Genomic DNA, 22,932 nt, shown 5'->3' on the forward strand with positions numbered 1-22,932 from the left:
GCATCGGGCGAGGGCGCGGTCGTGTCCCCGGGCCTCGTGAGCGACCCCGCGCGGCCTTGAGAGCGCTCCTGGCGAGGGCGTACGGCCGTGGCACGGAAAGGCACCACGGCCGTCGTCATGCCGCCAGGAACGCTCTGAGGCGCGCAGGGGTGCGTACGGAGGGCCGGTGTGAGGAGGAGGTCCGGCCAGGGCCCGCTATGCACCATCATGGAGCGCGGCAGACGGCCGGTGAGGAATGCGAGGAAACACCATGAGCGAGCTGGACACGTTGATCCTGGAGCGGATCAGGGACGTTCCCGACTACCCGAAGCAGGGTGTCCTGTTCAAGGACATCACCCCGCTCCTGGCCGATCCCGTGGCGATGGCCGCCGTGGTGGACGAGCTGGCCGGGTTGCACCAGGTCGACAAGATCGTGGGGATCGAGGCACGCGGGTTCATCCTCGCCGCTCCGGTGGCGTACCGCGCGGGCGCCGGGTTCGTGCCGGTGCGCAAGAAGGGGAAACTGCCCGCCGAAACCCTCGAGGAGTCCTACGATCTGGAGTACGGCTCCGCGAGCATCGAGGTCCACCGTGACGCCCTCGCGTCCGGCGAGCGGGTTCTCATCGTCGACGACGTGCTGGCCACGGGCGGCACCGCCGCGGCGGCCGTGGAGCTGGTCAGGCGGACGGGAGCCGAGGTGGCCGGTGTGGCGGTGCTGATGGAGCTGGCGTTCCTGCACGGACGTGAGCGGCTGACGGGAGTGCCGTTGCATTCGCTCGTGATCGTGTGAACCGCCCCGCGACTGCTCAAGTTGGCTGCCTGGATACACTTGGGGGATCTGGACTCGAACGTGAGGAGTCATTGCGTGAGGAGTCTGTGTGCCCCGTGATGTGGTCGCGCCTGACGTAACCGAATCCGGCAACGCCGAAGCGCCCGGCGTTCCGGCGGTGCGCCGAAGGCGGTTTGGGGGTGGGGCCATGAACCCGGTGCTGGAGCCGTTGTTCCGTACGGTCCGCGCCACCCACCCCAAGGCCGACCTGCGTCTGATCGAGCGTGCCTACGACGTCGCGGCCTACCACCACCGTGACCAGAAGCGGAAGTCGGGCGACCCCTACATCACCCACCCGCTGGCGGTGGCGACGATCCTGGCCGAGCTCGGCACCGACGACGAGACCCTGTGCGCGGCGCTGCTGCACGACACGGTGGAGGACACCGCCTACAGCCTCGACGAGCTCCGCGGCGACTTCGGCGAGACGATCGCCTCCCTGGTCGACGGCGTCACCAAGCTCGACAAGGTCAAGTTCGGCGACGCGGCGCAGGCCGAGACGGTGCGCAAGATGGTCGTCGCCATGTCGCGCGACATCCGCGTGCTGATCATCAAGCTGGCCGACCGGCTGCACAACATGCGCACCATGCGCTACCTGCCCGAGCACAAGCGCCACCAGAAGTCGCGCGAGACGCTGGAGATCTTCGCCCCGCTGGCCCACCGCCTGGGCATGAACACCATCAAGTGGGAGCTCGAAGACCTGGCCTTCGCCATGCTCTATCCCAAGCGCTACGACGAGATCGCGCGCATGGTGTCGGAGCGGGCGCCGCGCAGAGACCTCTTTCTGCAGGAGGTCATCGAGAAGGTCTCCGGTGACCTGCGCGAGGCGAAGATCCGCGCCGTGGTCAAGGGCCGGCCGAAGCACTATTACTCGGTCTACCAGAAGATGATCGCCCGGGACGTGGCGTTCGACGATATCTATGACCTGGTGGGCATCCGCGTGCTGGTCGACAGCGTGCGCGACTGCTATGCCGCCCTCGGCACGATCCACGCCCGGTGGAACCCGGTGCCGGGGCGGTTCAAGGACTACATCGCGATGCCCAAGTTCAACATGTACCAATCGCTGCACACGACGGTGATCGGTCCCGAGGGCAAGCCGGTGGAGCTGCAGATCCGCACCCACGCGATGCACCACAGGGCCGAATACGGCGTGGCCGCCCACTGGAAGTACAAGGAGGAGGTCGGCAGCCCCGGCCCTCCCGGCAAGGTCAAGCCGGGCAGCGACATGGCCTGGTTGCGCCAGCTTCTCGACTGGCAGAAGGAGACCTCCGACCCGGGCGAGTTCCTCGAGTCGCTGCGGTTCGACCTGTCGGTGTCGGAGGTCTACGTCTTCACCCCGAAGGGGCAGGTCATCGCGCTGCCGGAGGGGGCGACGCCGGTCGACTTCGCCTACGCCGTGCACACCGAGGTGGGTCATCGCTGCATCGGCGCGCGGGTCAACGGGCGCCTGGTGCCGCTGGAGTCGCGGCTCGGCAACGGCGACACGGTGGAGATCTTCACCTCGAAGTCGCCCGACGCCGGCCCCTCGCGTGACTGGCTGAAGTTCGTCAAGTCCGGCCGGGCCCGCAACAAGATCAGGCAGTGGTTCTCCAAGGAGCGCCGCGAGACCGCGATCGAGGCCGGCAAGGAGGCCATCGGGCGGGCCATGCGCAAGCAGGGCCTGCCGCTGCAGCGGCTGATGTCGGGTGAGGCGCTGCTGGCCCTGGCCCGCGACCTGCGCTATCCCGACGTGTCCGCCCTCTACGCGGCCGTGGGCGAGGGCCACGTCGCGGCCCAGAACGTCGTGCAGAAGCTCGTGGCCTCGATCGGCGGCGTCGACAGCGCGGAGGAGGACATCGCCGAGACCTCGCTGCCGACCCGACTGCGCGGCCGTCCCCGGGGCGGTGGCGGCGCGGGCGTGGTCGTCGCGGGCGACGCCGACGTGTGGGTACGCCTGTCGAAGTGCTGCACCCCCGTGCCCGGCGACGAGATCGTCGGCTTCGTCACCCGCGGCCACGGCGTGTCGGTGCACCGCGGCGACTGCACCAACGTGCAGCAGCTCAAGGCGCAGCCCGACCGGCTGGTGGAGGTCAGCTGGTCGCCGAGCGACGACAGCGTCTTCCTGGTGGCCATCCAGGTCGAGGCGCTCGACCGGCCGCGCCTGCTGTCCGACGTCACGCGGACGCTCTCCGACCAGCACGTCAACATCCTCAGCGCCTCGGTGACGACCTCGCGCGACCGGGTGGCGGTCAGCAAGTTCACGTTCGAGATGGGCGACCCCAAGCACCTGGGGCACGTGCTGAAGGCCGTACGCGGCATCCAGGGCGTCTTCGACGTCTACCGGGTGAGCGGCGCGGGCGGCTGAGCCGGCACCGTCGGATGGGGCGGTCAGCCCGCCAGGCCGGGCAGGTTGACCACGATCGCCTCCTGGGTGCTGCGGGCGATCACCACCACCGCCTCCTGCGACGGGTCCGGATTCTCCTCCCGGTGGGGCACGTACGGCGGAACGTAGATGTAGTCGCCGGGCCCCGCCTCGATGCGCACCTCCTCGGCGTCCTCCAGGAAGACGAACGCCGGCGTGCCGCTGACCACGTAGATGGCCGTCTCGGACGCCCCGTGGTGGTGGTCGGACGAGCGGGTGGCGGGCGCGACGTGCGTCTGGCCCATCCACAACCGCGTGGAGCCGGCCGTGGCGCCGCTGATGGCGGCCAGCCGTCGCATGCCGGAGCTCTGCGCCGTGTCGCCCGAGAGCCCCCCGGCGGGCACGTGACGCAGCGGCTGGTGGAACGGGTCGCCCTCGGCCCGGTAGCCCTCCCAGAGCCGCCCTCCGGCCCGTTCCAGCACGCCTGAGGCGACGGCGGCCAGGCGTACGGGGTCGTCGTGCGCGGCGAGCAGCTCGCGGGCCAGCTCGGGGTCGTGCGCGCGCAGCTCGCGCAGCAGCCACTTGCCGCTTCCCTGCCACCTGCGCCCCACGCCCAGCGCGGTCCTGGCGGCCTCCTGGACCACCTCCCAGCGGATGAACGCCTGCTCGCCGGCGTCGGTGACGCCCGCCAGGTCGTCGAGCAGGTCGGACAGCACGTAGCGGGCCCGCTCGGCCTGGTCGGGCGTCAGCCCGCCGGGGCCCGCGGCCAGGCGCTCGCCGAGCGCGCTCTGCAGGTCGCTGGCCCGCCCGCCCGTCCTGTCGGCCAGCACCGCGCCCTCCGCGCACATGCGCGCCAGACTCGGCCTGCGCCTGCCGAAGTCCTTGTCGAAGTAGGCGTGCAGGCTGGTCTCGCTGTGCACGAACATCTCCACCGGCCACCCGCGCCAGCGCAGCGACTCGCGGTAGGGGGCGGCCAGGCCGTCGAGCACCACCACGACGTCGAGATCGGAGGTGCTGGTGCGGCGCTCGGTGAGCACGCTGCCGCCGACGAAGGCGTACAGCGCCCCCGGGAACATCTCCTCGACCAGGGCGCGCGCGTCGGTGACGGGATCCATGGCGTCAGCCTAGATCCCAGGTGCCGGCACGCGCCGCCCGATTCGGACTCCTGCTCCGCAGGGGACGCGGCTCAGCTGAACTCGGCCAGCGTGCGTTCGGCCTCCTCCAGCCACGACCGGCGGGCGGTCAGCGCCTCCTCGGCCTCCTTGACGTCCTTGGCGCGACCGGCGGCCTGCGCCTTGGACAGCCGCTTCTCCAGCTGGTCGATGGAGGTGCGCAACTGGTCGACCGTGCTCTGGGCGCGGGCCCTCGCCTCGGGGTTGGAGCGCTTCCACTCGGCGTCCTCGGCCTTGCGCACCGCGTCGTCGACCTTGCGCAGCCCGCCTTCGAGCCGGTCGCGCTGGTCGCGCGGTACGGGGCCGGCGGCCTCCCAGCGCTCCAGGATGTGCCGCAGCGCCGCCCTGGCCGTGCGTGCGTCGGTGACGGGGAGGATCTTCTCCGCCTCGGTGAGCAGCTGCTCCTTGACCGTGGCGTTGGCCGCGAGCGAGGCGTCACGCTCGGCGAACACGGCGGAACGGGCCTGGAAGAACTGGTCCTGGGCGCCCTTGAAGCGGGCCCAGAGCTCGTCCTCCGCTTCGCGCGAGGCCCGGCCGGCGCTCTTCCACTGTTGCATCAGGTCGCGGTAGATCGCCGCGGTGCCGCCCCAGTCGGTCGAGTCGGACAGCGCCTCGGCCTCGGCGACGATGCGCTCCTTGGCCGCGCGCACCTCCTCGCGCTGCTCGTCGAGCCCTGCGAAGTACTGCTTGCGGCGCTTGGCGAACGCCGTGCGCGCGGCCGACAGCCGCTTCCACAGCGCGGCCTCCGTGACCCGGTCGATGCGGTCGGCGGCCTTCCACTCCTCGATGAGCTGGCGCAGCCGCTCACCGCCGGACTTCCAGTGGGTGGTCTCGTCGGCGATGCGCTCGGCCTCCGCGACGATGCGTTCCTTGACCGCCCTGGCCTCGGCCCGCGCCTGCTCGCGAGCGGCCTTGACCTCCTCGCGGCGCTGGGCGACCAGCTCCGTCAGGCCGTCGAGCCTGGCCGTCAGCGCGGCGAGGTCGCCGATCGCGTGGGCGTCGGCGACGGCCTCGCGCAGCTTGACGATGCTCGCCTCGGCCTGTGCCGGAGCCAGGTCGGTGCTCCTGACGCGCTGTTCGAGCAGCTGGACCTGGCCGGCCAGCTCGTCGTACTTGCGATGGAAGTAGGCCAGTGCCTCTTCGGGTTCACCGGCCTGCCAGGACCCGACGGCTCGCTCTCCCTCAGCCGTACGCACGTAGACGGTGCCGTCGTCGTCTACCCGGCCCCACGGGTCGGTGCTCACCGTGTCCTCCCGCACTATCCATCAGACCCTTCGGGACTACTTCGTCCCTAGTTTGTATTACGTCAGCTCTTGCCGGCGAATGTCACGTCTTTGATTTCGACGCTTTGCTTCGGCGCTCCGGTCCCGTCTCCCGCGTCTGCGACGACGCCTGCTTTGTTCACCTTGTCCAGGATGTCCAGCCCCTTGGTGATCGTACCCACCGGCGTGTATTGCGGGGGGAGGTTGATGTCTCCGAAAACCAGGAAGAACTGGCTGCCCGTGGTGCCGGGCGCCTGGGTCTTGGCCATCGCCATCACACCCCGCTTGTACGCGGCACCCTCGAGGTTCTCCTCGGCCATGACGTAGCCGGGGCCGCCCGAGCCGTCCTGGCTCTTGCCGTCGGCCTTGGCGAACGGGTCGCCGCACTGCAGCATCGGGAACTGGTCGCTGCCCAGCCGGTGGCACTTGCTGCCGTCGTAGTAGTTCTTCTTGGCCAGGTGCTCGAGCGAGTTGGTCGTGCACGGCGCCTTGGCGTTGTCGAGTTCGATCACGATGTCGCCGCGGTTGGTCTCGAACGTCATCGTCTTCGTCGCCGGTTTGGTCTTCACCTTCTTCGGCGGCATGCCGACGTCCTTGACCTGACCGCCGGTCTTGTCGGCGGCGTAGTCGCACGTGCCCGCCGCCGCGTCGTAGGGCTTGGGCCCCGTGGACTCCGCCGCCGAGGCGGTGTCCTGGGGCGCCGCCGTGGGGGACGCGGCCGCGTCCGTCGGCGTGTCACCGCCGCCCATGAACGCGATCGCGGCCACGATGCCGCCGACCACGACCACCACGCCCACGGTGGAGCCGATGATCGCCGTGCGCCTGGCCTTCTGCTCGCGCTCGAGACGGCGCTGCATCTGCCGCTCGTAGTGCTCACGCGCCAGCTGCTTCTGCCGGTCCTTCCCCGTGGCCACCGCTTTGCCTCCCATAGTGAATCAACTGAGGTGGGCGAATCGTATCGGCCAACGGGTAATGATTCGCAGCCCGGCGACCCGCACCGGTACCCTTCGGTTACATTCCCATTGGCTTTTCGACGAGATCACCTGAGGCAGATGCTCATCGCCGGCTTCCCCGCAGGGGCCTTCCAGACCAATTGTTACGTCGTCGCGCCTGCCGCCGGCGAGGAGTGCGTGATCGTCGATCCAGGCCAGGACGCGACCGAGGGCGTCGACGAGCTGCTGCGCGAGCACCGGCTCAAGCCGGTCGCGGTCCTGCTCACCCACGGCCACCTCGACCACGTGTGGTCGGTGGCCCCGGTCTGCGGCGCGCGTGACGTCCCCGCGTGGATCCACCCCGACGACCGCCACCTGCTCAGCGACCCCGCCGCCGGCTGGTCCGACACGAGCGCCCAGCTGTTCGGGGGCCTGACGCTGAGCGAGCCCGACGACGTGCGCGAGCTGTCCGACGGCGCCGTGCTCCGGCTCGCCGGCCTCGAGCTCGTGGTCGACCACACCCCGGGCCATACCAGGGGGTCGGTGAGCTTCCGGTCGCCCGGCGACGAGGTCATGTTCTCGGGCGACCTGCTGTTCGCCGGCTCCATCGGCCGCTCTGACCTTCCCGGCGGCGACTACGCCACGATTCTGCGCAGCCTGGCTACCAAGTGTCTGCCGCTGCCGGACGATACGGTCGTCCTGCCGGGCCACGGACCACAGACAACGATGGGCCGCGAGCGCGCTGTCAATCCGTACCTGAAAGAGGCGGCGCCGCACGCCGGTCCCACACGAGGGATCTAATGAGCTTCCAAGCACCGAAAGGCACCTTCGACTGGCTGCCTCCCCGCTCCGAGCGGGTTCTCGCCGTGCGCGAGGCCCTCGCCGCGCCGCTGCGCGGAGCGGGCTACGGCTACATCGAGACGCCTGTCTTCGAGGACACCCAGCTGTTCGCCAGGGGCGTAGGCGAGTCGACCGACATCGTCTCCAAGGAGATGTACACCTTCCCCGACAAGGCGGGCCGTTCCCTGACGCTGCGCCCCGAGGGCACGGCCTCCGTCGTGCGCGCGGTGCTGCAGCACAACCTGCACACCGGCCAGCTCCCCGTGAAGGTGTGGTATTCCGGCAGCCAGTTCCGCTACGAGCGCGCCCAGAAGGGCCGCTACCGCCACTTCTGGCAGGTGGGCGCCGAGGCCCTCGGGTCGGAGGACCCGGCGCTCGACGCCGAGCTCATCCTGCTCGGCGCCCGCGGGTTCGCCTCGCTCGGCCTCAAGAACGTCACGCTGCTGCTCAATTCGCTCGGCGACAAGGCCTGCAGGCCCGCCTACCGGGCGGCGCTGCAGGAGTTCCTGCGCGGCCTCGACCTCGACGCCGACACCAGGGCCCGCATCGAGATCAACCCGCTGCGGGTGCTCGACGACAAGCGCCCCGAGGTCCAGGCCCAGCTCACCGGCGCGCCCCTGGTGGTCGACCACCTGTGCGCGGCCTGCAAGGCCTACCACGAGGAGGTCCGTTCCCTGCTGGCCGCGTCCGGGGTCGCGTTCGACGACGACCCGCGGCTGGTGCGGGGGCTCGACTACTACACGCGCACCACGTTCGAGTTCGTCCACGGCGGGCTCGGCTCCCAGTCGGCCGTCGGGGGCGGCGGGCGTTACGACGGGCTGAGCGAGATGCTCGACGGCCCGCCACTGCCCGGCGTCGGGTGGGCGCTCGGGGTCGACCGCACCTTCCTGGCCATGGAGGCCGAAGGGCTGCTGGACGACCACGCGCAGTCGCGCGTCCAGGTGTACGGTGTCCCGCTGGGCGAAGAGGCCCGCCGCCGGATGTTCCTGATCGTCAGCGAGCTGCGCGCGGCGGGCGTCAGCGCCGACATGGCCTTCGGCGGCAAGGGGCTCAAGGGCGCGATGAAGGGTGCCGACCGCTCGGGTGCCGGGTTCGCGCTGATCCTGGGCGAGCGTGACCTCGCGGCCGAGGTCGTGCAGGTGAAGAACCTGACCGACGCCGAGCAGACCGAGGTGCCGCTGGCCCAGGTCGTCGACGTTCTGAAGGGGAAGGTGCAGTGACCGGCCGGGTCGTCGCCGTCGCATCGTCGTCTCTCCTGCCCGTGCGAAGGGAAGGCGCGGTGATCCTCCGGCCGGCACGTGCCGGGTCGCCTCCGTCCGTTCGCCTCTTCCATCCGTGTGAAGGGAAGGCGCGGTGATCCTCCGGCCGGTTCATGCCGGGTCGCCGCCGTCCCTTCACCCCTCCTATCCGTACGAAGGGAAAGTGCAGTGATCCGCACGCATACCGCCGGGTCGCTCCGTGAGGAGCACGCCGGGCAGCAGGTGACGCTCGCAGGATGGGTGGCCCGCCGCCGTGACCACGGCGGCGTCGTCTTCATCGACCTGCGTGACGCCTCCGGCTCGGCGCAGGTGGTCTTCCGCGAGGAAGACCACGCCCACGACCTGCGCGCCGAATACTGCGTGCAGGTCGTCGGCCAGGTCAGGGTGCGCCCGGAAGGCAACGAGAACCCCGACCTGCCGACCGGCGCGATCGAGGTGGTGGCCGACCGGGTCGAGGTGCTCAGCGACTCGGCGCCGCTGCCGTTCCCCATCGAGGGCAGCGTGGGGGTGTCGGAGGAGGCGCGGCTCAAATACCGCTATCTCGACATCCGCCGCCAGCAGGTCGCCACGGCGATGCGCACCCGGTCCAAGGCCACCTACCTCGCCAACGAGGTGATGCACGAGCTCGGATTCGTCTACGTCGAGACGCCGACGCTGACCCGTTCCACGCCTGAGGGCGCGCGTGACTTCCTGGTCCCGGTGCGCCTGCAGCCCGGCAACTGGTACGCGCTGCCGCAGTCGCCCCAGCTGTTCAAGCAGCTGCTGCAGGTGGCCGGGCTGGAGCGCTACTACCAGCTGGCGAAGTGCTACCGCGACGAGGACCTGCGGGCCGACCGGCAGCCGGAGTTCACCCAGATCGACGTCGAGATGTCCTTCGTCGACCAGGAGGACGTGATCCAGGTCGGCGAGACGCTGATCGGCCGGCTCTGGAAGGAGATCGCCGGCTACGAACTGCCGACACCGCTGCCGCGCATGACGTACGCGGAGGCGATGGACCGCTACGGCTCCGACAAGCCGGACCTGCGCTTCGGCCAGGAACTCGTCGAGATGACCGCCTACTTCTCCGGCACCTCCTTCCGCGTCTTCCAGGCCGACTACGTCGGCGCGGTCGTCATGCCCGGCGGCGCCTCGCAGACCCGTAAGGAGCTCGACGGCTGGCAGGAGTGGGCCCGCTCGCGTGGCGCCAAGGGCCTGGCCTACGTGCTCGTCCAGGAGGACGGCACGCTCGGCGGCCCCGTCGCGAAGAACCTGTCGGAGGCGGAGATCTCCGGGCTGGCCGGCAAGGTCGGGGCCAAGCCCGGCGATGCGGTGTTCTTCGCGGCGGGCGCCAGGAACGCCGCGCGCGACCTGCTGGGCGCGGCCCGGCTGGAGATCGGGCGCCGCTGCGACCTCATCGACGAGTCGCAGTGGTCCTTCCTGTGGGTCGTCGACGCGCCCATGTTCGAGCCTGTGTCCGATGAGTCCGGCGGCGAGGGCGGCTGGACGGCCGTGCACCACCCGTTCACCGGGCCGAAGCCGGAGTGGGCCGACAACTTCCAGGACCACCCGGGTGAGGCACTGGCCTACGCGTACGACATGGTCTGCAACGGCATGGAGATCGGCGGCGGCTCGATCCGTATCCACCGGGCCGAGATGCAGCAGCGCGTGTTCGACGTGCTCGGCATCTCCAAGGAGGAGGCGGAGAGCAAGTTCGGCTTCCTGCTGGAGGCGTTCAAGTACGGCCCGCCGCCGCACGGCGGCATCGCCTACGGCTGGGACCGCATCTGCATGCTGCTGTCCGGCGGCGAGTCGATCCGTGACGTGATCGCGTTCCCGAAGACGGCCTCCGGCTTCGACCCGCTCACGGGCGCGCCCACGCCGATCACGGCCGGCCAGCGCAAGGAGGCGGGCGTCGACGCGCCGCCCAAGCCGTAACAGGCCGGAGAACGGGTGACGGCAGGCGCCGTGCGGCGCCTGCCGTCACCCGTTCACGAGCGGTCAGGAGAAGGTGATCTCCTTGATGATCACCGGCTTCTTGGGTGCGGTGGTGCCGCCGTCGCCGGTGATGTCGGCGTTGTTGAGGAGCAGGTCCTGCCCGCTCGTGGCCAGCCCGAGCAGCATGTCCATGCCCTCGCCGACCGTGCCGATGACCGAGTAGCCCGCGCCGACCTGAAGGTTCTCGTCCGACAGCGAGACGGCGAACTGGCTGTTGTTGCGGCCGGCCGCCTCACTGGGCTGGGTCATGAACACCACGCCCTTGCCCAGCGGGATCTCGGCGTTCTCGTCGCCGTAGACGTAGCCCGCGGTGCCCTGGCCGTCGGTCGGGTTCTTGCCGTCGGCCTTGGCCTGCGGGTCGCCGCACTGCAGCATGTGCACGCCGGCGACGTCGGGTGTGACCAGCCGGTGGCACTTCATGTCGTCGTAGAACTTCTTCTTCGCGAGGAAGCGCATCGAGTTGACCGCGCACGGCGCCGCGTCGGTCATGAGGTCGACGGTGAAGCTGCCGCGGTTGGTGGCGACCGTCATCTTCTTCAGCTTCATGTTGGGCTTCTTGCCCGGCAGCCCGACGAACTTGTGCGGGAGCGACTTGTCCCGCTTGTACGTGCAGGTCACCGGCCCTGTCTTGGTCGGGCTCGGCGTCGCCGGCGGGGTGATGGACGCGCTGGCGGAGGGGGTGCTCTGCGCCGTGGCCTCGCCGGGCTCCTTGTTGACCATCGTGGTCGCGGCGAAGATCCCGCCCGCCACCACGACCACTGCCACGCCGGCGCCGAGGAAGGTGTTCCGCCTCCCCTTGGAGGTCTGGTCGGCGGCGCGCTTGACCTGCCGTTCCTTGTGCTCCCGCGCCAGCTTCCTCTGGCGGTCTTCTTCGTTCTGGCGGTCGTCGCCGCTCACCGCTATGTCCTCTCGCTTTTGCCCACGCATGACCAAACAACTCCGCGCATGCTACCGGCCTCCGATATGTGCCGGACGTAAGTGGCGAAAGCCGCTGATGCTACGGGTGTGATCGCTGCACACCGCCGCCGCCTCGCCCGCGTTCCCCATGGCTCGCGCGGCAGAGGGCGCAGACCGTCGCCGCGCGGGCTTCGAGACCCGGCGGACCCTGTAGCCTCGCGTTGTGGACAGCCTGTTCGACTCGGCGGCCGAGGAGGCCACGCCGCAGCCGCTCGCGGTGCGCATGCGCCCGCGCACCCTCGACGAGGTGATCGGCCAGCGGCACCTGCTCGGCTCCGGCACCCCCCTGCGGCGCCTGGTCGAGAGCGAGGCGCCCATGTCGCTGTTCTTGTGGGGGCCGCCGGGCACCGGCAAGACGACCCTCGCCTACGTGGTCTCCAACGTCACCAAGCGCCGCTTCGTCGAGATCTCCGCCGTGTCGGCGGGCGTCAAGGACGTGCGGGCGGCCATCGACAACGCCCGGCGCGAGCTGGGCATGACCGGCCGGCAGACGGTGCTGTTCGTCGACGAGGTGCACCGCTTCAACAAGGCCCAGCAGGATGCCCTTCTGCCCGCTGTGGAGAACCGCTGGGTCACGTTCATCGGCGCAACCACGGAAAACCCGTTCTTCTCGGTCATCTCGCCGCTGCTGTCGCGCTCGCTGCTCCTCACGCTGGAGTCCCTGACCGACGACGACGTCCGCGTGGTGCTGGAGCGGGCGGTGTCCGACCCGCGCGGCCTGGGCGGGCGCGCGACGCTGGCCCCGGAGGCCCTGGAGCATCTCGTACGCCTCGCGGGCGGCGACGCGCGCCGGTCGCTGACCTACCTGGAAGCGGCGGCGCTGCTGGGCGACGACATCACCGTCGAGGTGGTGGAGAAGGCCGTCGACAAGGCCGCCGTGCGCTACGACCGGCAGGGCGACCAGCACTACGACGTGATCAGCGCCTTCATCAAGTCGATGCGCGGCTCCGACGCCGACGCGGCGCTCCACTACCTCGCCCGCATGATCGAGGCCGGCGAGGACCCCCGGTTCATCGCCCGGCGCATCGTCATCTTCGCCTCCGAGGACGTCGGCATGGCAGACCCCACCTGCCTGCAGACCGCCGTGGCCGCCGCGCAGGCGGTGCAGCTCATCGGGCTGCCCGAGGGGCAGATCAACCTCGCCCAGGCCGTCATCCACTGCGCCACGGCGCCCAAGTCCAACGCCGTCGTCAAGGCCATCGGGGCGGCCGTCGGGGACGTGCGCAAGGGCCTGATCGGGCAGGTGCCCGGCCACCTGCGCGACGCCCACTACGCCGGCGCCGCCAAGCTGGGCCACGGCGACGGCTACAAATACCCCCACGACTTCGACCACGGGCTGGTGCGCCAGGACTACGCGCCCGAGCAGGTGCGCGACAAGCGCTACTACGAGCCGACCAGGCACGGCGCCGAGGGGCCCGTGGCCGAGCGCTGGGCCAGGATCCGCGCCTTCCTGCGCGGCGCCTGAGGTCCGCGAGCGTGCCCGGCGGATGTACGGTTACAGCAGTGACGGCGGGACACGCCGCGAGCGCGTCGGCGCGTTCCCGCTGACGCCGGAGCGGCGGCTCCTGCCCGGGATCGGGCCGGGATCGTGGCGGGCACGCGGTCTCACGCGGGCGGTCACGGAAGTGCCGGGGGCCGACGTGGCGGCCTGATCAAGGTCGCTTTCCCCACTAATGTGGTCGCTCGAACGCGATAGGGTCTTGCCGTTTCGGCCCAGCGTACGAGGGAGATGCGCGGATGCTTACCGCTGGAGAGGTCGCCGGGCTGATCGCGGCCACGGGCTGGATAGTCCTGGTCTGCGTGCTGGCCATGGTGCTCGTCAAGGTCGCCAGGCTGCTCACCGAGACCACCAAGGCGGTCTCCGATCTCAACAACCGGCTGACGCCGCTGCTCGACGACATGAGCGTCACGGTCAACGAGACCAACAGGCAGCTGGTCGCCGTCGAGGCCATCGCCAGAGACGTCAAGCAGGTCAGCGGCCACGCGGCCAAGCTCAGCGCGGTGACGCAGACCATCTTCACCGGGCCGCTGATCAAGGTCTCGTCGCTCGGCTACGGCGTGCGGCGCGCCATCGAGGCCCGCACGCCGGCCAGGCCGAGGCAGGGGTCGCGGGAGACGGTCCGGGATACGGTGCGGAGGCGGCCGAGATGATCAGGCGGCTGTTCTACCTCTCGCTCGGCGCGTTCCTCGCCTTCTGGGTGATGCGCAGGCTGCAGGCGCTCCACCCCGACCACGTCGCCCGCCGCACCGCCGACGGCGCGGCGGGCATGCTCCGGCAGGTGAGAGACTTTACTTCCGACGCGCTCGGCGAGGCGGCCGGCCGCGAAACAGAGTTGCGGGCGCGCTTCGGGCTCGACGACGCTGAAGACAAGTGATTTCCACAACCAACGCAAAGGATGGCCACCATGGAGTCGGCAGAGATCGCCCGCCGCTTCCTGCGCTTCTTCGAGGAGCGTGGGCACAAGATAGTGCCCTCGGCCAGCCTGATCGCTGAGGACCCCACGCTACTCCTGGTTCCTGCCGGTATGGTGCCGTTCAAGCCGTACTTCCTGGGGCAGCGCAAGCCTCCGGCGTCCCGGCTGGCCACCGCGCAGAAGTGTGTGCGCACCCCCGACATCGAAGAGGTCGGCAAGACCACGCGGCACGCCACCTTCTTCCAGATGCTGGGCAACTTCTCCTTCGGCGACTACTTCAAGGCCGAAGTGATCCCGTTCGCGTGGGAGCTGCTCACCAGGTCCGAGTCCGAGGGCGGTTTCGGCTTCCCCGAAGACCGGCTCTGGGCGACCGTCTACCTCGACGACGACGAGGCGTACGACATCTGGCGCAACAGCGTCGGCCTGCCCGAGGAGCGCATCCAGCGCCGCGGCCTGGAGGACAACTACTGGCACATGGGCGTGGCCGGGCCCGGCGGCCCGTGCTCGGAGATCTACTACGACCGCGGCCCCGAATACGGCAAGGAGGGCGGTCCCGTCGCCGACGAGGACCGCTACCTCGAGGTGTGGAACCTCGTGTTCATGCAGTACCAGCTCAGCCAGGTCCGTTCCAAGGTCGACTTCGACGTGGCCGGCGAGCTGCCCTCGAAGAACATCGACACCGGCATGGGCCTCGAGCGCATGGCGACGATCCTGCAGGGCGTCGACAACCTCTACGAGATCGACACCACCTACAAGATCCTCGACCGCGCGGCCGAGCTCACCAAGACCCGCTACGGGCGCGACCACCGTTCCGACGTCAGCCTGCGGGTGATCGCCGACCACGTGCGCACCGGCACCATGCTGGTCGCCGACGGCGTCCTGCCCGGCAACGAGGGCCGCGGCTACGTCCTGCGCCGCATCCTGCGCCGCACGGTGCGCAACCTGCGCCTGCTCGGCTCCGGCGACGACCGCTACATGCACGAGCTGACCGACGTCGCGATCAACGTCATGGGCGAGCAATACCCCGAGCTGAAGGCGGACGCGCCGCAGATCCACGGCATCATCGACGCCGAGGAGGCGTCCTTCCTCGGCACGCTGCGCACCGGCACGGCCATCTTCGACGTGGCGGTCGAGGAGACCAAGCGCAGGTCGGCCACCACGCTCCCCGGCGAGCAGGCGTTCAAGCTCCACGACACCTACGGCTTCCCCATCGACCTGACGCTGGAGATGGCGGCCGAGCACGGGCTCAAGGTCGACGAGGAGGGCTTCCGCCGCCTCATGAAGGAGCAGCGGCAGGCGGCCAAGGCCGACGCGGCGGCGAAGAAGACCGGCAACGCCGACATCTCCGTCTTCGGGCAGTTGCTCGAGGCGTCGGGCAAGGTCGACTTCCTCGGCTACGACCAGACCGAGGCCGACACCAGCGTGGTCGGCATCCTCGCCGACGGGGTGTCCGTGCCGGCGGCGGGCGCGGGTTCGAGCGTCGAGATCGTGCTCGCGCGCACCCCGTTCTACGCCGAGGGCGGTGGCCAGCTCGCCGACCAGGGCGTGATCCGCACCAGCGGCGCGGAAGTCGAGGTCGTCGACGTGCAGACGCCGCTCACGGGGCTCGTCGTGCACCGGGGCAAGGTCCGCAAGGGCGAGATCAGGGTCGGCGACGAGGCGCAGGCGGAGATCGACGTCGAGCGCCGCCGCGCGATCTCGCGCAGCCACAGCGCCACCCACCTCGTCCACCGCGGCTTCAAGAACGCGCTCGGCGAGACGGCGGCGCAGGCCGGCTCGGAGAACTCGCCCGGCCGCTTCCGCTTCGACTTCACCGCCTCGGGCGCCGTGCCGCAGAGCGTGCTGCGCGACGTCGAGGACGAAGTCAACGCCGTGCTCGTCAACGACCTCCAGGTCAACGCCTTCTACACCTCCCAGGCGGAGGCCAGGGCGATGGGCGCGCTGGCGATGTTCGGCGAGAAGTACGGCGACGAGGTCCGCGTGGTCGAGATCGGCGACTACTCCCGAGAGCTGTGCGGTGGCACCCACGTGCACAGCTCCGGACAGCTCGGCCTGGTCAAGGTGCTGGGCGAGCAGTCGGTCGGCGCTGGGGTGCGCCGCGTCGAGGCCCTCGTCGGCATCGACGCCTTCCGCTTCCTGGCGCGCGAGAGCGTGCTGGTCGCGCAGCTCACCGAGCAGCTCAAGGCGCGCCGCGAAGAGCTCCCCGAGCGCATCGACGGCATCGTCACCCGGTTGCGCACGGCCGAGAAGGAGCTCGACAAGCTCCGCTCCGCCCAGGTGCTCCAGGTGGCGGGCGACCTGGCCGCTCAGGCTCGTGACCTGCACGGAGTCTCCGTGGTGACACACCGCGCGCCTGATGGCACCGGCGCGGATGATCTGCGTAAGCTCGCGCTTGATGTGCGTGGCAGGTTCCCGGCCGACAGACCGGCGGTCATCGTGATCGCCGGCGCCCCCACCGACAGGCCCGTGGTGGTTGCCGCGGTCAACGAGGCGGGGCGCGAGCGAGGGCTCAAGGCCGGGCAACTGGTCGGCGTCGCCGCCAAGGCTCTTGGGGGTGGCGGTGGCGGCAAGGACGATGTCGCGCAAGGCGGCGGCACGCGACCGGAGGCGATCGGCGACGCGCTGCGCCTGGTCGAGCAGGCCGTTGCTGACCAGGTCAGCCGATAGCCCGGCCGGCATGAGATTCGGTGCGCGGATCGGCGTGGACGTCGGCTCCGTACGCGTGGGCGTGGCCCGCAGCGACCCCTCGGGCATGCTGGCCACGCCGGTCGAGACCGTCAGACGAGGCAAGGGCACCCTCGACCGCATCGCCGCGATCGTCGCCGAGCATGAGGCGATCGAGGTCGTGGTCGGGCTGCCCACCTCGTTGTCGGGGCGTGAGGGGCAGGCGGCCGCGCTGGCACGCGAGTTCGCCTCCGCCCTGGCTGCCCGGGTGGCGCCGACACCGGTGCGGCTGTTCGACGAGCGGCTGACCACGGTGACCGCCCAGCAAGGGCTCAGAGCCAGCGGCGTGCGGGCGAAGAAGCAGCGCGGCGTCGTCGACCAGGCGGCTGCGGTCGTGCTGCTCCAGGATGCCCTCGACTCCGAACGCGCCACGGAAAGACCACCAGGCAGGCCCGCCGAACCGCCACCGGCGGCCGGCGGACCTGCCTCATGAGCGGCCGATCGACGGGCCCCTGCCGTGACCGGCGCGCATGCGTGGCCGCCCCGTGCGCGGGGTCTGCTGCGGCGGAGCGAAGGTGTGCTCCCGTCACGGGCGCGCATGGCGAGGTGGCCTCGTGAACGGTACGCCCGAGGACGACGACGTGATCCCGTTCCGCGACGCGGACGACGACGCTGACCCGGTGATCGGCGGGGGGAGTGACGCCCGGCCGCACCAGGCTCCGGAACCGGGGACGCGAGCGGCTTGCGGAGCGAGGCCCGAGGAGGCGTTCGGGCCGGACCCTGACCCGGCTTCCACGGCAGACCGGCCGGGCTCAGAGGCGGCTTCCGCGGCGAAGTCCGGGCCGGGCTCAGAAGCGGCTTCCGCGCCTGGCTCCCAGACGGGCTCCGGACCGGATGCCGGGCCGGGTTCTGGGTCAGGTTCTGGGCCGGGCTCAGAGCCGGGTTCCGTAATGGGCTCCCGGTCGGGTACCGGGGTGGGGGCCGGGTCGACGTCCCAGCGGCGCCGCGCTCTGCGCCGGGCAGGGCTGCTCTCGACCGGGCTGCTCGTCTCGCTGGTCGCCGTGGGCGCCGGAGCGATCGCGGTGCTCAAGCCGTACATCAGTCCTGACGACTTCGAAGGGCCGGGCAGCGGTTCGGTGACCGTGCGCATCGCGCCCGGGTCGAGCGCGGAGTCCATCGGCTCGACGCTGGCCGACGCCGGGGTGGTGGCCAGCGCGCGGTCGTTCGTGAAGGTGTCGGAGGACCGTGCGGTGACCGGGCGGCTGCGTCCCGGCCACTACCGCATGCGCAAGGGCATGGCGGCCGGGGCGGCCCTCGACCTGCTGCTCGCGCCCTCGTCCAGGATCGTGAAGCGGGTCACCGTGCCCGAGGGCCTGCGCGCGGCCGAGGTGCTGGCCCGGGTGGCCCAGCAGACCGGGCTGCGGCTCGAGGAGTTGCGGGGCGTCGACAGCGCGCTGGTCGGGCTGCCCGACTACGCGCCGGGGATCGAGGGTTTCCTGTTCCCCGCGACGTACGAGGTGGAGCCGGGCGACACGGCGGTCGACGTGCTGGCGGCGATGGTGGAGCGGTTCCGCGCCGCCGCCCGGCAGGTGGGTCTGGCGGCCGAGGCCGCGAAAGTGCATCTGACACCGCTGGAGGCCGTCACGGTGGCGAGCCTGATCCAGGCCGAGGGCGGCACCGACGCCGACTACCCCAAGATCGCCAGAGTGATCTACAACCGCCTCGCGAAGGACACGCCGCTAGAGATCGACAGCACCGTTCTGTACGCCCAGAAACGCCGGACGCTGAGGATCACGGAGAGCGACACCAAGGTCGATTCGCCCTACAACACCTATCGCCACAAAGGGTTGCCGCCCGGCCCCATCGCCAACCCCGGAGAGAAGGCGCTGATGGCGGCGCTGCACCCGGCGGAGGGTGATTGGCACTGGTTTGTCACCACTGATCCAGCCCATAGAATCACCAAATTCACCAACAAAGAGAGCGAGTTCGTGAGATACCGGGAAGAGTTGAACAAGAACCTCGGGACGAGCTGATGTTCGGTGGACCCCCCGCTATCACCGCGCAAAAGCCCCAAAACGGGGCATGCGTCCTCTTCCCGTCCTTTAGCATGGCTACCCAGTGTGATCTCCGCTGGCCGTGGCAGCACGTCCGGCGGACCCCCCAGTTCCGCTCGGTGACCCCAGCCGGTTGGGCAGTTCCGCTTGACGCCTGGCCGGGCGTGCCGGGAGATTGGCCAGCGAACCCATGAGCGATCTCGATCTCAACTCCTTGCTCGGCGCCGAGGACGACGAAGGTCCCGCGCGGCGCCGCAGCCGTGGCGGCAGGCGCGGCAACAGCCGCAGGCGGCGCAGGCGCCGTAACCGCGGCCGGTTCATCGCACCACTGCTCGCCTTCGTGGTGCTGGCCGGCATCATCGGCGGTGGCGGCTACTACGGTTACATGTGGCTCAACGACGCGCTCGTGCCCGACGACTACACCGGTCAGGGCACCGGCGAGGTCGTCATCGAGATCCAGAGCGGTCAGAGCGCCTCCGACGTGGCGGTACAACTGGAGCGCAAGGGCGTCGTGGCCAGCGTCAGGGCGTTCACCAACGCGATCGCCAACGCCGGTGCGAGCGCCTCGTTGCAACCGGGTTCGTACAAACTGCGCAAGGGCATGTCGGCCGAGAACGCCGTGGCGCTGCTCGACCCGAACAACCGTCTGCGCGACAAGGTGACGGTCAAGGAAGGACTGAGACTGTCCGACACCCTGGCCACGCTCGCCAAGGAGACCGGGCTGCCGCTCAAGGAGTTCAAGGCCGCGGCCAAGGACGTCGACGCCCTGGACCTGCCGTCCTACGCCAAGGGCAGGCTGGAGGGTTACGCCTTCCCCGCCACGTTCGAGGTGCAGCCGAAGACCACGCCCCAGCAGATTCTCGCGGCCATGGTCGACCGCTACAAGAAGACGGCCAAGTCGGTCGACCTCGAGAGCGGGGCCAAGGACCTCGGGCACACGCCGCACGAGATCATCACCATCGCCAGCATCATCCAGGCCGAGGCCGGGCGCGCCGAGGACATGCCGAAGATCGCTCGCGTCATCTACAACCGGCTGGATCGCAAGCCACCGATGAAGCTGGGGATGGACAGCACGGTGATGTACGCCCTCGGCAAGTACCGTACCTACGCCACCCACGCCGAGCTGCAGACCAAGTCCCGCTACAACACCTACAAGTACGACGGGCTGCCGCCGGGCCCGATCTCCAACCCGGGTGACCACGCCATCGAGGCCGCACTCAATCCGGCCAAGGGGCCATGGCTGTTCTTCGTGGCCACCGACCTCAAGAGCAACGTGACCAAGTTCGCCACCACGGAGGCCGAGCGTCAGGCGCTGCTCGCGGAGTGCCGCAGCAACGGCGGCTGCGGCGGCTGACCTCTGCGGCTGACCTCTGCGGCTGCACCTGGGTTCGGCACCTGGGTTCGGCGCCGTCCGCCCGCACCGCGCCGAGGGCGGACGGCCGTACGAAGCCCGGGCCCTGAGCCGGGGCGGACGGCCGTAGGGCAAGGTTCGTCGACGGGAGCTTCGGCTCTGGCCCGTGCCGTACGGTGCCGCCACGCGAGGGCGATAGGGTCGTCGTGTTCGTGGGTGAAGGAGTGTGGATGCGGGCTGCGGTGCTGGGGTCTCCCATCGGTCATTCGCTCTCGCCCTACCTGCACCGGGCCGCCTACCAGGCGATGGGGCTCGACGGGTGGAGTTATGAGGCGTTCGAGTGCGACGAGGCGCGGTTGCCCGGGCTGCTGGCCGGGTTGGTGCCGGTGCGGGGCCGGGAGCGCGGCGGCGATGACGCCTGGGCGGGGTTGTCGCTGACCATGCCGCTCAAGCGTGCCGTGCTGCCGCTGCTCGACACGGTGTCCGAGGTGGCCGTCGAGGTCGCCGGCGCCAACACCGTGGTGTTCCGTGACGGTCTCCGGCACGGCGACAACACCGACGTCCATGGCATCAAGCAGGCGCTGGCCGAGGCCGGGGTGGCCGCGCCGGGCTCGGCGACCGTGCTCGGCGGAGGAGCCACGGCGGCCTCCGCGCTGGCGGCGCTGCGCGATCTCGGGCTTTTCCAGGCGACGCTGCTGGTGCGCGACCCCGCGCGGGCGGGGGAGACGGCGCAGGTCGCCGAACGGCTGGGCGTGTCCTTGGCGGTGGAGACGTTCGACAAGCTCGAGGTGGCGACGCGGGTGGACCTGGTGGTGTCCACGCTGCCCGGCGGTGCCGCCGACGCCTTCGCCGATCGGCTGGCGCGGGTGCCCGCGCTGTTCGACGTGGTGTATTCGCCCTGGCCGACCCGGGCCGCGACCGCCGTCAAGGAGGCGGGTGGCACCGTGGTCGGCGGGTTCGCGATGCTGCTGCACCAGGCGGTGCGGCAGGTGGAGTTGATGACCGGCCGGACGGATGTGCCGGTGGAGGCGATGCGCGCGGCCGGGGAAGCCGAACTCCTGCGGCGATCGTAGCCAACACCGGCACCGGTTGACGAAGAGACGCGGCGCTGTCCGGGAATCGGGGCACGGAAACGGCCCGCACCGGTGGGGCGCCCGGTTCACGCCGGCGGCAGCCGTGGCCGTGTGGCCATTTCTGGGTAGATGTTTACCGGCAGGCGATGGCCGGCCGGGATGATTCGGGGAGGCGTCGTGGTTGTGGTAATGTAGCTCTCTGATCGGTCCGGCATGCCTTGCTGGACGCGCAAGCGGAGGTCTCCCTCCCACCTGAGTCGCCGAAAGGCGGCCGGGTCCAGGATCACGCCGGACTACTCCGGGGAGCTCGAGGCCACGAAGCCACAGAGCTCAGTGGCCCCGCATGCGCGACGTGCGGGGCTTTTCGCGTTCGCAGCGCGAGGGGCTCTCGGCACGACGAGCACGTAGGGATCGCAAACCTAGGAGGCCCCATCAGCACTGAGCCCCGCATCAACGAGCGTATCCGAGTTCCCGAGGTTCGCCTCGTGGGCCCGAACGGCGAGCAGGTAGGCATCGTCTCCATTCACGACGCGCTCAAGCTCGCCCAGGAAGCCGACCTCGACCTCGTCGAGGTCGCGGCAACGGCTCGACCGCCCGTGTGCAAGCTCATGGACTACGGCAAGTTCAAGTACGAGTCCGCGATGAAGGCGCGCGAGGCGCGCAAGAATCAGGCGCACACGATCATCAAGGAGATCAAGCTCCGGCCGAAGATCGACCCGCACGACTACGAGACCAAGAAGGGTCACGTGGTGCGGTTCCTCAAGGCGGGAGACAAGGTCAAAGTCACGATCATGTTCCGTGGTCGCGAGCAGTCCCGGCCGGAGCTCGGCTTCCGGCTGCTGCAGCGGCTGGCGGACGACGTCCAGGAGCTCGGCTTCGTGGAGTCCCACGCCAAGCAGGACGGCCGTAACATGATCATGGTGATCGGTCCGCACAAGAAGAAAGCCGAGGCCAAGGCCGAAAAGGCCGCAGCCAAGGCGCAGCGTGGCGGCGAGGAGCCTTCCACACAGGAAGCGTGACCCGCAGTTGGGGTTAGCCTTACAAGCGCGGCCCCAGCCAAGCCACCGGCAGACGAAGACGCCGCTACCGGGTCGGCCAGCACCGGCCCGGCCAGTGGCACGACCGAAACGAGGAGAGACGGCGACATGCCGAAGATGAAGACGCACAGCGGTGCGAAGAAGCGGTTCCGGCTCACCGGCACCGGCAAGATCAAGCGTCGCCGTGCCAATCGCGCGCACTACAACGAGTGGAAGTCGTCCACGTTGACGCGCCGTCTCAAGAACGAGGTCGTCCTTTCCGACGCCGACCACAAGAAGATCAAGAAGCTGCTCGCCAAGTAGCGCGAACCCCCGGGGAGAAGAATCATGGCACGCGTGAAGCGGGCGCTCAACGCCAAGAAGAAGCGCAAGGTCGTCCTCGAGAGGGCGAGCGGTTACCGTGGCCAGCGGTCGCGTCTCTACCGCAAGGCCAAGGAGCAGATGCTCCACTCGATGACGTACGCCTACCGGGACCGCAAGGACCGTAAGGGTGCGTTCCGCCGTCTGTGGATCCAGCGGATCAATGCCGCCGCCCGCCAGAACGGCATGACCTACAACCGCCTCATCCAGGGTCTGCGCCTGGCCAACATCGAGGTCGACCGCAAGATCCTCGCCGACCTCGCGGTCAACGACAGCCAGACCTTCGCCACGCTCGTGGAGGCCGCCAAGAAGGCGCTCCCGGCCGACGTGAACGCTCCGGCCGCGGGCTGAGGCAGTTGCTTTGAACGAGGGCCCACCGATGACGGTGGGCCCTTTGCTGTGGACGCACATGAAGCGCGTCCAGCGCGCGGGCCGCG

Annotated in this window: 21 protein-coding genes; 17 read left to right on the plus strand and 4 right to left on the minus strand. The window is 70.0% G+C overall.

The genetic code is table 11. From position 1 onward, the window contains the following. Window positions 1-250 precede the first annotated feature (250 nt). Together ACTWPV_RS28525 and ACTWPV_RS28530 are read left to right on the plus strand one after the other, a co-directional pair. Entirely contained in the window at window positions 251-769 is a 519-nt protein-coding gene (locus tag ACTWPV_RS28525) for an adenine phosphoribosyltransferase (RefSeq protein ID WP_347648917.1), read from the plus strand. A gap of 187 nt (window positions 770-956) precedes the next feature. Next, window positions 957-3,149 carry a RelA/SpoT family protein gene (locus tag ACTWPV_RS28530; RefSeq protein ID WP_347621225.1) on the plus strand — a complete coding sequence of 731 codons (2,193 nt, stop codon included), beginning with the start codon at window positions 957-959 and terminating at the stop codon, window positions 3,147-3,149. Window positions 3,150-3,172: 23 nt separating this feature from the next. On the opposite strand, the gene ACTWPV_RS28535 is transcribed toward ACTWPV_RS28530, so the two are convergent. From ACTWPV_RS28535 to ACTWPV_RS28545, 3 genes are all read right to left on the minus strand, one after another. Next, window positions 3,173-4,261 carry a cupin domain-containing protein gene (locus tag ACTWPV_RS28535; protein ID WP_443154152.1) on the minus strand — a complete coding sequence of 363 codons (1,089 nt, stop codon included), beginning with the start codon at window positions 4,259-4,261 and terminating at the stop codon, window positions 3,173-3,175. A gap of 71 nt (window positions 4,262-4,332) precedes the next feature. After that, window positions 4,333-5,562, minus strand: coding sequence for a DUF349 domain-containing protein (locus ACTWPV_RS28540; protein WP_347648915.1), 1,230 nt, complete (start codon window positions 5,560-5,562; stop codon window positions 4,333-4,335). A gap of 62 nt (window positions 5,563-5,624) precedes the next feature. After that, entirely contained in the window at window positions 5,625-6,494 is an 870-nt protein-coding gene (locus ACTWPV_RS28545) for a peptidylprolyl isomerase (RefSeq protein ID WP_347648914.1), read from the minus strand. A gap of 138 nt (window positions 6,495-6,632) precedes the next feature. On the opposite strand from ACTWPV_RS28545, the gene ACTWPV_RS28550 reads away from it, so the two are divergent. From ACTWPV_RS28550 to aspS, 3 genes are all read left to right on the plus strand, one after another. Then, the gene (locus ACTWPV_RS28550; protein ID WP_347621229.1) at window positions 6,633-7,313 is read left to right on the plus strand and encodes an MBL fold metallo-hydrolase; all 681 of its coding nucleotides are present in this window, start codon (window positions 6,633-6,635) and stop codon (window positions 7,311-7,313) included. Continuing rightward, a complete protein-coding gene (gene hisS, locus ACTWPV_RS28555; protein WP_443154153.1) occupies window positions 7,313-8,572 on the plus strand; it encodes a histidine--tRNA ligase in 1,260 nt (419 codons plus the stop codon). The genes ACTWPV_RS28550 and hisS overlap by 1 nt, the downstream gene beginning before the upstream one ends. Window positions 8,573-8,779: 207 nt before the next feature. Next, window positions 8,780-10,525, plus strand: a complete 1,746-nt coding sequence (aspS, locus tag ACTWPV_RS28560) for an aspartate--tRNA ligase (protein ID WP_443154154.1) — start codon at window positions 8,780-8,782, stop codon at window positions 10,523-10,525. Window positions 10,526-10,588: 63 nt separating this feature from the next. Here aspS and ACTWPV_RS28565 read toward each other — a convergent pair whose 3' ends face one another. Continuing rightward, a complete protein-coding gene (locus ACTWPV_RS28565; RefSeq protein ID WP_443154155.1) occupies window positions 10,589-11,482 on the minus strand; it encodes a peptidylprolyl isomerase in 894 nt (297 codons plus the stop codon). A gap of 223 nt (window positions 11,483-11,705) precedes the next feature. Here ACTWPV_RS28565 and ACTWPV_RS28570 point away from each other — a divergent pair, with 223 nt between their 5' ends. The 12 genes from ACTWPV_RS28570 to rplT all read left to right on the plus strand — a co-directional run bounded on the left by ACTWPV_RS28570 (window position 11,706) and on the right by rplT (window position 22,846). Beyond that, window positions 11,706-13,007 carry a replication-associated recombination protein A gene (locus tag ACTWPV_RS28570; RefSeq protein WP_347648909.1) on the plus strand — a complete coding sequence of 434 codons (1,302 nt, stop codon included), beginning with the start codon at window positions 11,706-11,708 and terminating at the stop codon, window positions 13,005-13,007. Window positions 13,008-13,029: 22 nt separating this feature from the next. Beyond that, a complete protein-coding gene (locus ACTWPV_RS28575; RefSeq protein ID WP_443154156.1) occupies window positions 13,030-13,194 on the plus strand; it encodes a hypothetical protein in 165 nt (54 codons plus the stop codon). A gap of 85 nt (window positions 13,195-13,279) precedes the next feature. Next, window positions 13,280-13,693, plus strand: a complete 414-nt coding sequence (locus ACTWPV_RS28580; protein WP_443154157.1) for a DUF948 domain-containing protein — start codon at window positions 13,280-13,282, stop codon at window positions 13,691-13,693. Next, window positions 13,690-13,917 carry a hypothetical protein gene (locus tag ACTWPV_RS28585; protein ID WP_347648907.1) on the plus strand — a complete coding sequence of 76 codons (228 nt, stop codon included), beginning with the start codon at window positions 13,690-13,692 and terminating at the stop codon, window positions 13,915-13,917. The genes ACTWPV_RS28580 and ACTWPV_RS28585 overlap by 4 nt, the downstream gene beginning before the upstream one ends. A gap of 30 nt (window positions 13,918-13,947) precedes the next feature. After that, the gene (gene alaS, locus ACTWPV_RS28590; RefSeq protein ID WP_347648906.1) at window positions 13,948-16,623 is read left to right on the plus strand and encodes an alanine--tRNA ligase; all 2,676 of its coding nucleotides are present in this window, start codon (window positions 13,948-13,950) and stop codon (window positions 16,621-16,623) included. A 10-nt stretch (window positions 16,624-16,633) separates the two neighbouring features. Beyond that, window positions 16,634-17,113 carry a Holliday junction resolvase RuvX gene (gene ruvX, locus ACTWPV_RS28595; protein ID WP_347648905.1) on the plus strand — a complete coding sequence of 160 codons (480 nt, stop codon included), beginning with the start codon at window positions 16,634-16,636 and terminating at the stop codon, window positions 17,111-17,113. Between the two features lie 481 nt (window positions 17,114-17,594). Further along, entirely contained in the window at window positions 17,595-18,653 is a 1,059-nt protein-coding gene (gene mltG, locus ACTWPV_RS28600; protein ID WP_443154158.1) for an endolytic transglycosylase MltG, read from the plus strand. Between the two features lie 211 nt (window positions 18,654-18,864). Beyond that, on the plus strand, window positions 18,865-20,028 hold the full coding sequence (gene mltG / locus ACTWPV_RS28605; protein WP_443154159.1) for an endolytic transglycosylase MltG: 1,164 nt from the start codon (window positions 18,865-18,867) through the stop codon (window positions 20,026-20,028). Between the two features lie 227 nt (window positions 20,029-20,255). Then, window positions 20,256-21,098: a shikimate dehydrogenase gene (locus tag ACTWPV_RS28610; RefSeq protein WP_443154160.1), complete on the plus strand. Its 843-nt coding sequence runs from the start codon at window positions 20,256-20,258 to the stop codon at window positions 21,096-21,098. Window positions 21,099-21,547: 449 nt separating this feature from the next. Next, window positions 21,548-22,117, plus strand: a complete 570-nt coding sequence (gene infC / locus ACTWPV_RS28615; protein ID WP_281284075.1) for a translation initiation factor IF-3 — start codon at window positions 21,548-21,550, stop codon at window positions 22,115-22,117. 126 nt (window positions 22,118-22,243) lie between these two features. After that, the gene (gene rpmI, locus ACTWPV_RS28620; RefSeq protein ID WP_132503691.1) at window positions 22,244-22,438 is read left to right on the plus strand and encodes a 50S ribosomal protein L35; all 195 of its coding nucleotides are present in this window, start codon (window positions 22,244-22,246) and stop codon (window positions 22,436-22,438) included. Window positions 22,439-22,462: 24 nt separating this feature from the next. Further along, on the plus strand, window positions 22,463-22,846 hold the full coding sequence (gene rplT, locus ACTWPV_RS28625) for a 50S ribosomal protein L20 (RefSeq protein ID WP_347648901.1): 384 nt from the start codon (window positions 22,463-22,465) through the stop codon (window positions 22,844-22,846). Window positions 22,847-22,932: the final 86 nt, after the last annotated feature.

The organism is Nonomuraea sp. KM88 (genome assembly GCF_052245635.1).
Taxonomy (GTDB): Bacteria; Actinomycetota; Actinomycetes; order Streptosporangiales; family Streptosporangiaceae; genus Nonomuraea.

Excerpts from the sequence above, each read along its gene's own strand:
- ACTWPV_RS28535 (WP_443154152.1), bottom strand. The coding sequence starts at position 4,261 with ATGGATCCCGTCACCGACGCGCGCGCCCTGGTCGAGGAGATGTTCCCG.
- ACTWPV_RS28525 (WP_347648917.1), top strand. The coding sequence starts at position 251 with ATGAGCGAGCTGGACACGTTGATCCTGGAGCGGATCAGGGACGTTCCC.
- mltG (WP_443154159.1), top strand. The coding sequence starts at position 18,865 with ATGAGCGATCTCGATCTCAACTCCTTGCTCGGCGCCGAGGACGACGAA.
- ACTWPV_RS28550 (WP_347621229.1), top strand. The coding sequence starts at position 6,633 with ATGCTCATCGCCGGCTTCCCCGCAGGGGCCTTCCAGACCAATTGTTAC.
- ACTWPV_RS28585 (WP_347648907.1), top strand. The coding sequence starts at position 13,690 with ATGATCAGGCGGCTGTTCTACCTCTCGCTCGGCGCGTTCCTCGCCTTC.
- rpmI (WP_132503691.1), top strand. The coding sequence starts at position 22,244 with ATGCCGAAGATGAAGACGCACAGCGGTGCGAAGAAGCGGTTCCGGCTC.
- ACTWPV_RS28580 (WP_443154157.1), top strand. The coding sequence starts at position 13,280 with ATGCTTACCGCTGGAGAGGTCGCCGGGCTGATCGCGGCCACGGGCTGG.
- rplT (WP_347648901.1), top strand. The coding sequence starts at position 22,463 with ATGGCACGCGTGAAGCGGGCGCTCAACGCCAAGAAGAAGCGCAAGGTC.
- alaS (WP_347648906.1), top strand. The coding sequence starts at position 13,948 with ATGGAGTCGGCAGAGATCGCCCGCCGCTTCCTGCGCTTCTTCGAGGAG.
- ACTWPV_RS28530 (WP_347621225.1), top strand. The coding sequence starts at position 957 with ATGAACCCGGTGCTGGAGCCGTTGTTCCGTACGGTCCGCGCCACCCAC.
- ruvX (WP_347648905.1), top strand. The coding sequence starts at position 16,634 with ATGAGATTCGGTGCGCGGATCGGCGTGGACGTCGGCTCCGTACGCGTG.
- hisS (WP_443154153.1), top strand. The coding sequence starts at position 7,313 with ATGAGCTTCCAAGCACCGAAAGGCACCTTCGACTGGCTGCCTCCCCGC.
- ACTWPV_RS28575 (WP_443154156.1), top strand. The coding sequence starts at position 13,030 with ATGTACGGTTACAGCAGTGACGGCGGGACACGCCGCGAGCGCGTCGGC.
- ACTWPV_RS28610 (WP_443154160.1), top strand. The coding sequence starts at position 20,256 with ATGCGGGCTGCGGTGCTGGGGTCTCCCATCGGTCATTCGCTCTCGCCC.